At 67.4% G+C, this 13,840-nt stretch carries 13 protein-coding genes; 6 read left to right on the top strand and 7 right to left on the bottom strand.

All coding sequences use genetic code 11. The annotated features are described in order from the left end of the window. Nucleotides 1-5: 5 nt before the first annotated feature. The 3 genes from ERC79_RS21675 to ERC79_RS21665 are packed head-to-tail and all read right to left on the bottom strand — an operon-like array spanning nucleotide 6 to nucleotide 2,093. A complete protein-coding gene (locus ERC79_RS21675) occupies nucleotides 6-1,211 on the bottom strand; it encodes a cation:proton antiporter (RefSeq protein WP_131580416.1) in 1,206 nt (401 codons plus the stop codon). A 24-nt stretch (nucleotides 1,212-1,235) separates the two neighbouring features. Continuing rightward, nucleotides 1,236-1,718, bottom strand: a complete 483-nt coding sequence (locus tag ERC79_RS21670; protein WP_131580415.1) for a cation:proton antiporter regulatory subunit — start codon at nucleotides 1,716-1,718, stop codon at nucleotides 1,236-1,238. Between the two features lie 21 nt (nucleotides 1,719-1,739). Then, entirely contained in the window at nucleotides 1,740-2,093 is a 354-nt protein-coding gene (locus ERC79_RS21665; RefSeq protein WP_131580414.1) for a DUF952 domain-containing protein, read from the bottom strand. A gap of 239 nt (nucleotides 2,094-2,332) precedes the next feature. Between ERC79_RS21665 and ERC79_RS21660 the strand changes: the two genes are divergently transcribed. Continuing rightward, complete coding sequence (locus ERC79_RS21660; protein ID WP_131580413.1) at nucleotides 2,333-2,536, top strand: hypothetical protein; 204 nt, start codon at nucleotides 2,333-2,335, stop codon at nucleotides 2,534-2,536. Between the two features lie 104 nt (nucleotides 2,537-2,640). Here ERC79_RS21660 and ERC79_RS21655 read toward each other — a convergent pair whose 3' ends face one another. Beyond that, on the bottom strand, nucleotides 2,641-4,374 hold the full coding sequence (locus ERC79_RS21655; protein WP_131580412.1) for a DEAD/DEAH box helicase: 1,734 nt from the start codon (nucleotides 4,372-4,374) through the stop codon (nucleotides 2,641-2,643). Nucleotides 4,375-4,616: 242 nt separating this feature from the next. Here ERC79_RS21655 and ERC79_RS21650 point away from each other — a divergent pair, with 242 nt between their 5' ends. Beyond that, the gene (locus tag ERC79_RS21650; protein WP_131580411.1) at nucleotides 4,617-5,720 is read left to right on the top strand and encodes a YhjD/YihY/BrkB family envelope integrity protein; all 1,104 of its coding nucleotides are present in this window, start codon (nucleotides 4,617-4,619) and stop codon (nucleotides 5,718-5,720) included. Here ERC79_RS21650 and ERC79_RS21645 read toward each other — a convergent pair. After that, entirely contained in the window at nucleotides 5,693-5,929 is a 237-nt protein-coding gene (locus ERC79_RS21645; RefSeq protein ID WP_131580410.1) for a DUF3039 domain-containing protein, read from the bottom strand. The two genes, ERC79_RS21650 and ERC79_RS21645, sit on opposite strands and share 28 nt — an antisense overlap. 59 nt (nucleotides 5,930-5,988) lie before the next feature. On the opposite strand from ERC79_RS21645, the gene ERC79_RS21640 reads away from it, so the two are divergent. The 3 genes from ERC79_RS21640 (at nucleotide 5,989) to ERC79_RS21630 (ending at nucleotide 8,993) form a co-directional block, all read left to right on the top strand. Then, complete coding sequence (locus ERC79_RS21640; RefSeq protein WP_131580409.1) at nucleotides 5,989-6,345, top strand: DUF3099 domain-containing protein; 357 nt, start codon at nucleotides 5,989-5,991, stop codon at nucleotides 6,343-6,345. 47 nt (nucleotides 6,346-6,392) lie between these two features. Next, nucleotides 6,393-7,871 carry a methyltransferase gene (locus tag ERC79_RS21635; protein WP_131580408.1) on the top strand — a complete coding sequence of 493 codons (1,479 nt, stop codon included), beginning with the start codon at nucleotides 6,393-6,395 and terminating at the stop codon, nucleotides 7,869-7,871. Nucleotides 7,872-8,024: 153 nt separating this feature from the next. Next, the gene (locus ERC79_RS21630) at nucleotides 8,025-8,993 is read left to right on the top strand and encodes a sigma-70 family RNA polymerase sigma factor (protein WP_114719924.1); all 969 of its coding nucleotides are present in this window, start codon (nucleotides 8,025-8,027) and stop codon (nucleotides 8,991-8,993) included. Nucleotides 8,994-9,084: 91 nt separating this feature from the next. Here the strand turns inward: ERC79_RS21630 and ERC79_RS21625 are convergent, their stop codons facing one another. Continuing rightward, entirely contained in the window at nucleotides 9,085-11,769 is a 2,685-nt protein-coding gene (locus tag ERC79_RS21625) for a bifunctional GNAT family N-acetyltransferase/acetate--CoA ligase family protein (protein ID WP_242676676.1), read from the bottom strand. Continuing rightward, nucleotides 11,762-13,036 carry an acetoin utilization protein AcuC gene (locus tag ERC79_RS21620; protein WP_131580406.1) on the bottom strand — a complete coding sequence of 425 codons (1,275 nt, stop codon included), beginning with the start codon at nucleotides 13,034-13,036 and terminating at the stop codon, nucleotides 11,762-11,764. Before ERC79_RS21620 ends, ERC79_RS21625 begins: the two co-directional genes overlap by 8 nt. A 111-nt stretch (nucleotides 13,037-13,147) precedes the next feature. On the opposite strand from ERC79_RS21620, the gene ERC79_RS21615 reads away from it, so the two are divergent. Beyond that, a complete protein-coding gene (locus ERC79_RS21615; RefSeq protein WP_131580405.1) occupies nucleotides 13,148-13,834 on the top strand; it encodes a metal-dependent transcriptional regulator in 687 nt (228 codons plus the stop codon). Nucleotides 13,835-13,840 lie beyond the last annotated feature (6 nt).

The raw sequence follows: 13,840 nt of genomic DNA, 5'->3' as shown, positions 1-13,840 counted from the left end.
GGAAATCAGTTCGTGAGGAAGGGGTCCTTCGGGGCCCCTTCCTCGTTTGGCGCGGGTCGCTGCCACAGCCGGACAATCGGCTCGGCCACGCGCGCGCCGATCGGCCCCAGGACGGCCATCAGCAGCACGTAGGCCGTCGCGAGCGCCGCGAGCTCACCCTCGACTGCACCGGCGGTCACCGCGAGCCCGGCAATGACGATCGAGAACTCGCCGCGGGCTATGAGGGCGGTACCCGCACGGGCCCGGCCCATCACGCCGATACCCTGCCGCCCGGCCGCCCACCATCCGGTCGCGATCTTGGTCGCGGTGGTGACGACCGCCAGGCCGATCGCCGGCAGCAGCACCGGCGGAATGGTCGTCGGATCGGTATTGAGCCCGAAGACGACGAAGAACATCGCTGCGAACAGGTCCCGCAGCGGCTCGAGCAGTCGCGTCGCATTATGCGCGGTAGACCCGGATATCGCGATGCCCAGCAGAAACGCGCCGACCGCAGCGGACACTTGCAGCGAGGATGCCAGCCCGGCCACCAGGAGCGCCGCCCCCAGCAGCTTGAGCAGAAACACTTCCCGGTCGGAACTGTCGACGATCGCGGAAACGATGTGACCGTAGCGGAGCGCGACCACCAGCACCACGGTGATGACGGCAAACGAGATCCCCACCGCCTGCAGCCCGCCGAGGAAACTCACGCCCGCAAGCACCGCGGTGAGGATCGGCAGGTACACCGCCATGGCGAGGTCCTCGAACACCAGGATCGACAGGACCACGGGGGTCTCACGGTTGCCCAGCCGGCCTAGGTCACCGAGGACCTTGGCGACGATGCCCGACGACGAGATGTAGGTGACGCCGCCGAGCGTCAATGCCCCGACCGGACCCCATCCGAGCATGAACGCCATCACCGCCCCGGGAGCGGCGTTGAGGACGAGATCGACGACACCGGCAAACCAGGACCGTTTGAGTCCCGTGACGAGCTCGGACGCCGTGTACTCGAGGCCCAGCAGCAACAGCAGGAGGACGACGCCGATCTCGCTCGCGAGATGGCTGAACTCACCGATGTCGCCGAGCTGGATGAATCCGCCCTCCCCGAAACACAACCCACCGATCAGATACAGCGGGATCGGCGACATCCCGATGCGGCCGGCGAGCCTGCCGAGTACGCCGAGGACGAAGAAGACGGCACCCAATTCGATGAGTGGCAGCGCGGTACTGGACATCAGGATTGGATCCGCGAACCTGGGTCAGCCGTGCGTGAGGATCTTGGCTGCGTGCTCGAGGGCATCGCGGGTGCCGACCGCGACCAGGAGGTCACCCTCGGTGAATGTGAAGTCAGGATTGGGCGACGGCGCGACCTGCCCGGCCCGCATGACCGCGACAACCGACACACCGGTACGGGTGCGCAACGCGGTCTCCCCCAGCGTACGGCCGTCCCATGGCGAGTTCTCGGCGATCGGCAACTGCCGGGTGCTGATGCCCGGCAGATCGCGTTGCTCCTCCTGCAGCTGCGCGACGAGCTGCGGCGCGCCCAGCAGGTTGGCCAGGACAGATGCCTCCTCCGAGCCCAGCGGAATCGACGCCATGCAGGCGTCCGGGTCGTCGAGCTTCGACACGATCAGATCGGTGCGGCCGTCGCGGTGGGTGACCACCCCGATGCGCCGTCCCGTCGCGAGCGCGAAATCCTTGCGAACACCGATCCCGGGCAACGGCGTCACTTCCACATTCATGGCTCAACGGTAGCGCCACAGCTACGCCAGCGGCGCGAACATCCCGTCGGCGCCTGGGAGATACCCGGCCACCGTCACCACCGCCGCGGCCGGAATCGGGCCGTAGAGGTGCGGGAACTTCATCGACTCCGGGTCGGACGGCACACCGGGCTCCCACCGGACCTCGGCCTCCAGTAGAGCCGGATCAAGGTGCAGCAGCACCAGGTCACGGCGACCGGAATACAGCCGGTTCGCCGGCAGGTGCACCTGCCACGGCGTCGACAGGTGCACGAAGCCGTCGGCTGCGAACCCGTCCGGCACACGCACCCCGTCCCGCTCCGCCGCCGCCCACTCCGCCCGCGAGCACATGTGGACCAGCACCTCGCCCTCCGGCATCTGCACCCCTTCCCTGCCCAGTGAACCGCGAACCGCGAGGGTATCGGTCAGCTGTGAGCGAACAACGCAATCGCATCGTACGAGTTCAGGCCACGTGCTGTTAGAGAGGACACACCGAAAGCCGTTCGGGAACAACCCGATCATGCTGAACGTCTGACAGAGTGGACCCACCGCGTCACCCCGATGCGGCGGAAGGCCCCAGGCACCGGGTGCGAGCCCGTAGCCAGTTCGGAGGAGTCATGCCCGGAACCCTGACCAGCCCCCCGTTGACTGCTGCCGACCGGTGCGACCGGTGCAGCGCAGGAGCACGCGTGCGCGCGGTGCTCGCTAGCGGAGGAGAACTTCTCTTCTGCCAGCATCACGCCAACGAGCACGCGGATCGGCTTCGCGAGATGAACGCGACCATCGAGTCCGAGATCGAGACCGCAGGAGTAGCGGTCTAGAGCGTCAGCCGTCCGGGCGGACGCTCGTCTGCCCACACTCACCGGAGCGGGTGATCACCAATGGTGGTCACCCGCTCCGTCTTGCTACCACTTGCCACCACTGGCTACCACTGACGCAGCATCGCGATCCGGTCGGTGAGCTGGTCCACCGTGGCGATCGCGGTCGGGGGCCCGCCGCACAGTCGACGCAACTCACCGTGGATGGTGCCGTGTGGCTTGCCGGTCCGGTGGTGATGCATGGCGACCAGCGAATTCAATTCGCGGCGCAGGTTGGCCAGCTGCCCCGCCGCCGCGGCCCGCTCCGCGACCTGGACAGGTGGGGCGGGCGGAGGCGTCGGCTCGGCCGCGGGCTTGTCCAGCTGAGTCTGCTGACGCTGCCGCAGCAGGGCCCGCATCTGATCGGCGTCGAGCAGCCCGGGCAACCCGAGATAATCGGCCTCCTCATCGGACCCGGAGAAGATGGCCGTACCGAACGAGGAACCGTCATAGATGACCTGGTCGAGCTCGGCGTCGGCACCGAGCGAGGTGAACGCCTTCTCCTCCTCGCCGAGCTCGTCCTTCTGCTTGTTCGCATCGGCGAGCAGGTCGTCGTCGAACCCGTCCTTCTCGCGATGCGGCTTGCCCAGGACGTGGTCGCGCTGCGCCTCCAACTGGCTCGCCAGATCCAGCAACACGGGCACGGACGGCAGGAAGACGCTCGCGGTCTCACCCTTCGCCCGGGATCGCACGAAACGGCCGATAGCCTGCGCAAAGAACAGTGGAGTCGAGGCACTCGTGGCGTAAACGCCGACCGCGAGCCGGGGGACGTCGACGCCCTCGGACACCATGCGGACCGCAACCATCCAGGCCTTCGTGCTCGACGCGAACTCGGCGATCCTCTTGGATGCGGTCGGGTCGTCCGAGAGGACCAGCGCGGGCGCCTCCCCCGCGATCGCCTCGAGCGTCTTGGCGTACGCCCGTGCCACCGTCTGGTCGGTCGCGATGATCAGTCCGCCCGCATCAGGCATGCCGCCGGCACGCAACTGTCCGAGACGGGTATTCGCAGCGGTCAGGACCGACGGAATCCAGTCTCCGGCGGGATCGAGCGCCGTGCGCCACGCCCGGGCGGTCTGCTCGGCGCTGAGCGGCTCACCGAGCCGGGCTGCAAACTCCTCGCCGGCACTGTTGCGCCACCGCGCCTCGCCCGAATAAGCGAGGAATACGACAGGACGGACGACGCCGTCGGCGAGCGCGTCGGAGTATCCGTACGAATGGTCGGCCTTGGACCGCATCAGGCCATCGCGGTCCGGCTCGTACACCACGAACGGGATGGCGCTGTCGTCGCTTCGGAACGGGGTACCCGTGAGCGCGAGGCGGCGCGTGGCATCGCCGTACGCCTCTCGGATCGCTTCGCCCCAGCTCTTCGCGTCACCACCGTGATGGATCTCGTCGAGGATCACCAGCGTCCGCCGAGCCTCGGTGCGGACGCGATGCTTGAACGGATGGGAGGCCACCTGTGCATACGTGACGACCACGCCGTGATAGTCGGCCGACGTCTGCCCGGTCGAGTTCGAGAAGTTCGAATCGAGTGCGATGCCGTTGCGCGCAGCCGCCTCCGCCCACTGATGCTTGAGATGCTCGGTGGGCGCGACCACGGTGATCTGATCCACGGTGCGATCGCGCAGCAATTCGGATGCGACGCGCAGCGCGAACGTGGTCTTACCGGCACCCGGCGTCGCCACCGCCAGAAAGTCCCGCGGCCCTTTGGCCAAGTACTTCGTGAGCGCTCGACGCTGCCAGGCTCGGAGAGAGCCAGTGGGAGCAGGTGCAGCTTCGATACTTCCGGGTTCAGTGCTCACATCACACCTCGCCACAGGATTCGCACAGTCGTTCCCACTCCTTGTTCACCGATCGGCGGTCTCCGAACCGTCAGGTCCGCCCAGGAGCCTAGCGCCCGGGACCGACCGACTCCGCATCCGCGGCACGGCCACGACAGCGTCCTGCGACGACCAGACCGGCGGACGTGGTGGCAGAATCGTGTGCGACACGGCAGCAGTCCCACCGAGCATCCCGGCGTGTAGTCAGGAATCCTTGAACCATCATGAGTGAGACGCCGATCGCCGCGAAACGCCGCCCACTGCGCCGGTGCGCCCAAGTGATCGGTCGGACCGCTAGCAAGGCTTGGAACGACTCGATCTTCGGCAAGTCCGCGACCGCCGCGTTCTGGCAGACGCTCTCGCTGCCACCGCTGCTGCTGGGAGTGCTCGGCAGCCTCGGTTACGTGGGCGGATGGTTCGGCCCGAACACCGTCGAGATCATCCAGTCGAAGATCATCACATTCAGCCGGACCGCGTTCAGCGAGAACGTCGTCGACCAGATCATCCAACCCACGGTCACCGACGTTCTCAGCCGCGGGCGCCCGGAGATCATCTCGGCCGGCTTCCTGCTGTCCCTGTGGGCCGGATCGTCGGCAATCTCCACATTCGTCGACTCGATCGTGGAAGCGCACGGTCAGCAGGACGCCCGTCATCCCGTGTGGCAGCGGGTGTTCGCCCTACTGCTGTACGTCGCCCTGCTCGTGCTGGCTGTGTTCACACTGCCCCTGGTCGCGCTCGGACCGACGATCATCGGGCGTGTGCTGCCGGCATCATGGCACACGGTCGGCACCGAGGTGGTGGACACGTTCTACTACCCCGCCGTCGGTCTGCTGCTGATCATCGGACTCACCACGCTGTACAAGGTGGCGTTGCCGAAGTCGCTGCCCTGGCACCGCCTACTCGGTGGCGCGCTGCTCGCCGGGGTGTTCTTCATGGCAGCCAGTACGGTGCTGCGCTGGTACCTCGCGTGGGTGACCAGCACGGGATACACCTACGGCGCGCTGGCCACACCGATCGCGTTCCTGTTGTTCACGTTCTTCCTGGGATTCGCGGTCGTGCTGGGCGCGGAGTTCAACGCCACCATCCAGGAGTTCTGGCCGGCGCGGGCCACCCGGATCGAACAGATGCGGGACTGGATCGCGGCACAGGCAGCCGTCGATGCGTCCACCACAGCAGGTCCGGTCGGCAGCCTCACCCGCCGACTCGCGACCGGGCCGATCCGCTTCGGTGGGGACCGCTCGACGAACCCGGAATCCGAGAACGCGCCGACAGACGACGCGCCCCCGTCCGCGACACCGGCTCACTCGCCCTTGCGCAACCCGTCATAGACCTTCTTGCACTCGGGGCACACCGGCGAACCGGGCTTAGCCGATTTCGTGACCGGAAACACCTCCCCGCACAGCGCGACGACGTGGGTGCCCATGACCGCGCTCTCCGCGATCTTGTTCTTCTTCACATAGTGGAAGAATTTGGGCGTGTCGTCGTCGGTCGTCTCGTCGGTCGTGGTGTCGGGACGTTCCTTCGTCAATGTGGTCACAACTCAATAATGCCGCACTCGCATGTGCAATCACCGCGCGAGAGTGCAACAGTGGATACATGGCAAGAACATCGGGGTTCGGCGAGTCCGCCGAAAGCGGCACACCCCGCAATCCGGCACTGATCACCGAGGCTGCACAGTCCATCGAGGATCAGCACCGGGCGCGTGTCCGGAAGTACCTGACCATCATGTCCTTCCGTGTACCGGCGTTGATCCTCGCCGCCATCGCATACGGGGTCTGGGCCAATCCCTGGATCTCGGTGGGCATCATCGCCCTGTCAGTGCCGCTGCCGTGGATCGCCGTCCTGATCGCCAACGACCGGCCGCCCCGTTCCAAGGACGAGCCCAGTCGTTACGACCACCGTGATGCGTCCCGCGCTCTCGAGGCCCGGGACCACCGCACCATCGAAGGCTGACCTCGACGTCGGCAGGCCGCCGACGATTTAGCTGCAAGAATGCTCCGGTGACCCGTGACCTTCTGCTCTCCATCTGTGGCCCGCTGCGCCAGGCACTGACCCGCGGCCGGTACGACACCGACGCGATCCTCGACCTGCTCGGCGCCGACGCCCACGCTGCGCTCGGGCGGCACGAGCCGGTGCCTGTGCGCCGCGCTACCGCGGGTGGAGGCGATCTCGGCACACTCGTGCGCCTGTTCCTCGTCGGCGACGATTGCGACGCCGACGCCGTCGCCGCGGCGCTGAGTCCACTACCTCTCGACGACGCCGTCGCCGCGGGTCTACTCTCGCGCGACGGCGAAACCGTGCGGGCCGAACTGGATCTGCGCCCGCTCGATCTGGGTGAGGGCACCCGCTGGGTGCTCGCGGATCTCGACGGCTCGATGTGGCCGCGGCCCACCGCCGAGGACCACGTCATCGGCGTGGGACACGCGTCACTCTCGCTGTTGCAGGGCACGCCCACCCGCCCCGTGGACACCGTTCTCGATCTGGGTACCGGTTGCGGCGTCCAGGCTCTACGGGCCGCGGGGTATGCGGGCACCGTCACCGCCACCGACGTCAACGCCCGCGCCCTGGACTTGACCGCCGCGACCGCGGCCCTCAACGGACTCGAGTTCGAGCTACTCGAGGGCTCGTGGTTCGAGCCTGTCGAGGGCAGGAGATTCGATCAGGTGGTGGCCAATCCACCGTTCGTCGTCGGTGCCGGTCAGGTCGTCGACAGCTACCGAGATTCGGGCCTGGACCTGGACGGCGCGAGCAAGCTGATGATCTCGAATTCGGTCGACTACCTGAACCCGGGAGGCACCGCGGCACTTCTCGCGTCATGGCTGCACGTCGACGGTGAGGACTGGCGCCACCGCATCGCGTCGTGGCTACCGGCCCACGGCGTCGACGCCTGGATCGTCCAGCGTGACGTCGCCGATCCAGCGCTCTATGTCGGCACATGGCTGCGGGACGGCGGGTCGGACCTGAGAGATCCGGCCGTTCAGATCCGCGCGCAGGCCTGGCTCGATCATTTCGAGCAAGCTGACGTCGACGGCATCGGATTCGGTTTCGTGTACCTCAGGCGTACCGATGCGCCGTCGGACATCCTCTGTGAGGACCTACGGCACGGATTCAGTGATCCGCTCGGTCAGGAAGCGCTCGCATACTTCGACCGGGTGGCATGGCTGCGGGAGCATGACGTCCTCGAAGCCCGGTTCACGGTCCGCGACGACACCGCACTCGAGCGGGTGTACCTGCCGGACGAGGAGGGCTGGCGACAGGTTGTCGCTCGGGTGCACCGCGGCAGCGGGCCGCAGTGGCAGCACGAGGTCGACGATCTCGCCGCCGCACTGCTCGCGGGAATGCGCGGCGACGGGCTGACGTTGGAAGAACTCGTCGCGCTACTGGCGTTCGCGCACGGCGCCGATGAAGAGTCGCTGACGGCGACCGCGGTCCCGTTGGTGCATTCGCTCGTGCGGCACGGTCTGATCGAACCCGCCTGACAGGCGTTCCCACGCGGGCACCTTCTCAGGAACTTCTCAGGGGAACGCACCGGAAACCCCAGTTCACGGCCATTGCGACGTATGGGACCCGGGAACTTTCCCAGGCCGCCGGAGCGTTGAGGCATATGAGACACCCCGACGAGGAGGCACGTCATGACAAGCCCCAGCACCACTCGACCCCGCACCGCCGATTCCGATCTGGACAGCCAGAGCCCGGCTGCGGATCTCGTTCGCGTCTACCTGAACGGGATCGGCCGGACGGCACTGCTGACCGCTGCAGACGAAGTCGACCTGGCGCGGCGGATCGAAGCTGGGCTCTATGCCAAGCACGTGCTGGAGACCAAGAAACGCCTCACGGCCGTCAAGAAGCGAGACCTCGCGACGATCGTTCGCGACGGCGAGGCCGCCCGCCGCCACCTCCTCGAGGCGAACCTGCGCCTCGTGGTGTCGCTGGCGAAGCGATACACCGGACGCGGCATGCCGTTACTGGACCTCATTCAGGAGGGCAACCTCGGCCTGATCCGCGCGATGGAGAAGTTCGACTACGCGAAGGGCTTCAAGTTCTCGACGTACGCGACATGGTGGATACGTCAGGCCATCACCCGCGGCATGGCGGATCAGAGCCGCACCATCCGCCTGCCCGTCCACCTCGTGGAACAGGTCAACAAGCTGGCCCGGATCAAGCGTGAACTGCACCAGCAGCTGGGCCGCGAGGCGACCGACGAGGAGCTGTCGCAGGAGTCGGGCATCCCAGAGCACAAGATCGCAGATCTGCTCGACCACAGCCGCGACCCGGTGAGCCTGGACATGCCCGTCGGCAATGACGAGGAGGCCCCGCTCGGCGATTTCATCGAGGACTCCGAGGCTACCTCCGCGGAGAACGCCGTCATCGCCGGTCTGCTGCACAGCGATGTACGCAGCGTCCTCGCGACGCTCGACGAGCGCGAGCAGCAGGTGATCCGTCTGCGCTACGGCCTCGACGACGGCCAGCCCCGCACCCTGGACCAGATCGGCAAGTTGTTCGGGCTCTCCCGCGAGCGGGTGCGCCAGATCGAGCGCGAGGTGATGGGCAAGCTGCGTCAGGGTGAGCGCGCCGATCGACTACGCTCCTACGCCAGCTAGAACCGACTCGCTGTACCGCGGCCCCCGGCCGGTCGTGTCCCATCTCCCTCAGGGTCACGACCGGCCGGGTTCGTTTGCGTCCCGACCCGGCTCACCACTCGCGCAGCCGGCGCGGGCCCAGGTCCGCAATGCTCGGTTCGGGACCGATCCGTACCCGGGCATCGGTGATCTCGGCACCGGACGCTGACGCGAGCACCGGTTCACACGCGAGTTCGCGAACCTCGGGCAAGTCGTCGGCCAGGGCCGAGACCCGCTGCACCAGATCCACCAGCGCCTGCTTGTTGACCGGGACCGCACTCCGGTAGCCGGAGAGCAACGGCGCGGCCTTGGGCGCATCGATGAGCTCGGCCGCCTCGTCCTCCGTCAGCGGCAGTACCCGGTACGCACGGTCTCCGAGCAGATCCGAGATGACGCCGGCGAGTCCGAACGAGATGAGCGAACCGAACGACGGGTCGTCCTGGACGCCGACGACGCAGCCGATGCCCTTGGTGGCCATCTTCTGCACGTGCAACAGTGGTTCACCCGACGCGGCCGCCAGGTCGCGGTACGCCATCCGGACCGAGTCGGGGCCGGCCAGATCCAGCCGCACACCGCCGAGGTCGGGCCGGTGACGCCACTGCTCACCGGTGGCCTTCACCGCGACCGGGTAGCCCAGATCATCGGCAGCCGCGACTGCCTCGGCCTCGGTGGTGGCCGCACGGAACTCGACCACCTGAACGCCATAGCACTCCAGCAGCTGCGCCGCCTCGAAGTCCGACAGCCAACGCCCCTGCGACGCTGCGAGCCACCCGTCGATCAGCCGCTTCGCTCGATCCGGGTGGATCCCATTGGGACGCACCACCTTCGACACCGGCCGCCCCCGCCATGCGGCATAACGCCACGCGCGCGCCAGCGCAAGGGCAGCACGTTCCGGGCCGGGAAACGAGGGCACCGAACCGCGGGTGGGGTGGCCGTCGGCCCCGCGGACCGCGAGGACGTCGGGAATACCCTCGGCCGCCAGGAAGGTGGTGAGGATCGGCTTGTCGGCGTCGACAACGGCCTCGCGTAGCGCCTGCGCGTACGGCTCGACGGCGATCGCGACCGGCGGCGCGAACACCGCGATCACGGCGTCGATGTCGAACGACGCGAGCGCAGTGGAGACAGCCCCGGCGAACACCTCGGGGGTCGCCTGGGCGCCGAGGTCGACCGGCTCCCCCACTTGCAGCCCCTCCCGACGAGCCGCGTCGGCAGCGAGGACGCCCAAGGCGGTCGAGTTGCCGACCACCGCGACCCGAGGCCCGGCCGGCAGCGGTTGGTAGCCGAACAACATCGCGCAGTCGAACAACTGCGAGATGGAACCGACCTGGACCACGCCGGCCTGCTCGAACAGGTCCCGCACGATCGAGTCGTCCATCTCGACGCCGGTCGCGGCGAGCGCCGGCCGCACGGCGTGGCGCCCGCTCTTGACCGCGACGATCGGTTTGTTCCGGGCCACCCGGCGGGCGATCCGGGAGAACTTCCGGGGGTTACCGAAGCTCTCGAGATACAGCAGCACCACCTCGGTGTCCGGATCGGTGTCCCAGTACTGCAGAAGGTCATTGCCGGAGACGTCGGCGCGGTTACCGGCCGAGACGAAGGTCGACAGTCCCAGCTTCCGTTTGGCCGCCTGATCGAGGATCGCAATGCCCAGGGCACCCGACTGGCAGAAGAAGCCCACCTTGCCGGGAAGGGGCAGGACTGGCGCGAGCGTCGCATTCAGGGAGACGGCACTGTCATTGTTGGCGACACCGAGCGCATTGGGGCCGACGAGCCGCATCCCGTGTGCCCGGGCCGCATGCACCAGCCGACGCTCCGAGTGCCGGCCGTCCGGTCCGGTCTCGCTGAACCCGGACGAGACGACGACGAGCGCCTTGACCCCCTTGGCGAGGCAGTCGTCGAGAACCGCGTCGATGGACTCGGCCGGTACCGCGACGACCGCGAGGTCCACGTCGTCGGGGATGTCGCGAACGGTCGGGTAGGCGCGCACCCCGCGCACCGACCGATGCTCGGCGTTCACCGGGTAAACCGGGCCGGAGAAATTTCCGCGCAAGAGATTCACCAGCACCGCGTTGCCGACCTTCGAGCTGTCCGTGGACGCACCGATGACCGCGACCGAACGTGGGCTGAGCACGTTCCGCACACTGCGTGCCTCCGCCGCCCGCTCTCGAGAGTTCCGCACCGACAGCAGCGCCTCGGTCGGATCGATCGCGAACTCGAGCCTCAGCACGCCGCCGTCGAAGCTGCGGCTCACCTGGTACCCGGCTTCCCGGAACACCGTCACCATGTTGCGGTTCTCCGCGAGGACCTCGGCGACGAACATGTTCAGGCCGTTCTCGGCCGCGGCGCCCGCGAGATGCTCGAGCAGAATCGGCCCGAGTCCCCGGCCCTGGTGGGCGTCGGCGACGACGAACGCAACCTCCGCCGACCGGCCGTCGCCGACGTCGAGCAGTCTCTCGTATCTGCCGACGGCAATGATCTCGTCGCCGAGCATCGCCACCAGGGCGACACGGTTGTGGTGGTCGACGGTGGTGAAGTTGACGATGTCGCGATTGGACATCGTCGGGTACGGACCGAAGTACCGGAGGTAGCGCGTGCGCTCGGACAGCTTTCCATGGAAGGCTACGAGTTTGTCCGCGTCCTCGGGAACGATCGGCTGAAGATGCACGACGCCACCGTCCGAAGCGAGCACGTCGGCCAGCCAATGGCGCGGGAAGTGGCGCGCGCGTTCGAGATCGACCTCGTCGGGGGTACTAGTCACGGGGATCCTCCGGGTCGAGTCCGAGCAACGGGAACGTGGCGCGGCGGGTCGCGATGATGGCCGAGTCGATGCGGGTCAGCGCCCGGTCGACGGAGGCGACACCGGTTTCCGGGGTCCCTCCGGGACCGTCCCATCGCAGGAACGCGGTGTCACCGCCCTCCCCCATCGTCGTCGGTAACTCGACGCTCGGGGCGACCGTACGCGCCTTCTCCTGCCACGACACAGGCACCGCGGTACCCGGGTCGATCTCACGGTCCAGTGCGGCCGCAATGAGGTGCGTCCACGACCGCGGCACCACCCGGATCAACCCGTACCCGCCGCCACCGACCGCGAGCCAGCGCCCCTCCGCGAACCGATCGGCGAGGTCCCGCATCGCAAGATATGCCGCACGCTGGCCGTCGACGGTGAGCGCAAGATCTGCTAAAGGGTCCTCGCGGTGATTGTCGGCACCGCATTGACTGATCACGATCTGCGGCCTGAACGATGCGACTGCCGCCGGCACCACGGAATGAAATGCCCTCAACCACAACGCATCACCGGTTCCCGGCAGGACCGGAAGATTGATCGCAGTGCCCTCGGCAGCGCCCGATCCCACCTCGCTGGACCAACCTGTGTTGGGCCACAGAGTCGCCGGGTGTTGGTGGATCGACACCGTGAGCACCCGAGGATCGCCGAGAAATGCGTGCTGCACACCGTCCCCATGATGGGCGTCGATGTCGATGTACGCGATCCGGTCGAACCCGTTGTCCAGCAACCAGGAGATGGCAATCGCGGCATCGTTGTAGACACAGAAGCCCGACGCCCAGTCGGCCATCGCATGGTGCATACCGCCGCCAATACTCACCGCCCGGCGGGCTCTGCCCGCGGCGATCTCCTTCGCCGCTGTCAGCGACCCCCCGGCGAGAATCGCACTCGCCTCGTGCATCCGGGGGAAGATCGGATTGTCATCGTTGCCGAGCCCGTGCCGCGTCTCGATCTCCGGGGGCAACACGCCGTTCTCCGAGTGCCCAGCCTGCTTCACGGCTTCGATGTACGCCGGGGTGTGGATTCGCAACAGATCGGCGTCGGTCGCAGCCTGCGGGCATACCATCTCGGCACCCTCGATCAGCCCCAGCCCGTGAGCCAGATCCATCGTCAGTTCGAGCCGCGTCGGATTCATCGGGTGCTGCGGGCTCCAGCGGTAGCTGAGGTAGTCCGGACTCCACACCACGACGCGGTCGGATCCGGAAGGTGAGATGCCCCCGACGGGACCAGTCGACGCGGTCATGGACTCAAGCTACTTGGCCCCTCGGTTCGAATGCGAGACGCGCCTGGTTCCACAGCGGAACCGGGATGGTGATTTGCCCGGTAGGATCACCCCAGACGAAGGGGTGTGAGAGTGAAGGATCTGGTCGACACCACGGAGATGTATCTCCGGACGATCTACGACTTGGAAGAAGAGGGCGTCGTCCCACTCCGTGCACGGATCGCCGAACGGCTCGAGCAGAGTGGTCCGACAGTGAGCCAGACCGTCGCACGAATGGAACGCGACGGACTGCTACAGGTAGCGGGCGACCGCCATCTCGAGCTCACCGAGAAGGGCCGCGGTCTCGCGGTCGCGGTGATGCGCAAGCATCGCCTCGCCGAGCGGCTACTCGTCGACATCATCGGGCTCGACTGGGACCAGGTGCACGCCGAGGCGTGCCGCTGGGAGCACGTCATGAGCGAGGACGTCGAGCGACGCCTCGTCGAGGTACTGAACAATCCGACCACCTCGCCGTACGGCAACCCGATCCCCGGCCTCGCCGACCTCGGGCTCGACCGTCCGGTCGGCAAAGCGGAGACACTGATCCGGCTCACCGATGTGCCCCAGGGCAAGCCGACAGCCGTGGTGGTTCGCCGACTCGCCGAGCACGTGCAGTCCGATCCCGAGCTGATCGGGCAACTTCGTGAGGCGGGCGTCGTGCCCGACGCTCGGGTTACAGTCGAGACCAGGCCCGGTACGGTAACCATCACCGTCTCCGGTCATGACGGATTCGACCTTCCCGAAGAAATGGCTCACGCCGTACAGGTGAAGCAGGTCTAGCAGCCA

Origin of the sequence: Rhodococcus sp. ABRD24 (assembly GCF_004328705.1) — a bacterium.
Lineage (GTDB): Bacteria > Actinomycetota > Actinomycetes > Mycobacteriales > Mycobacteriaceae > Prescottella.
Note: the sequence above shows the minus strand (reverse complement) of the source record. Positions and strands in the feature narration are given on the sequence as shown.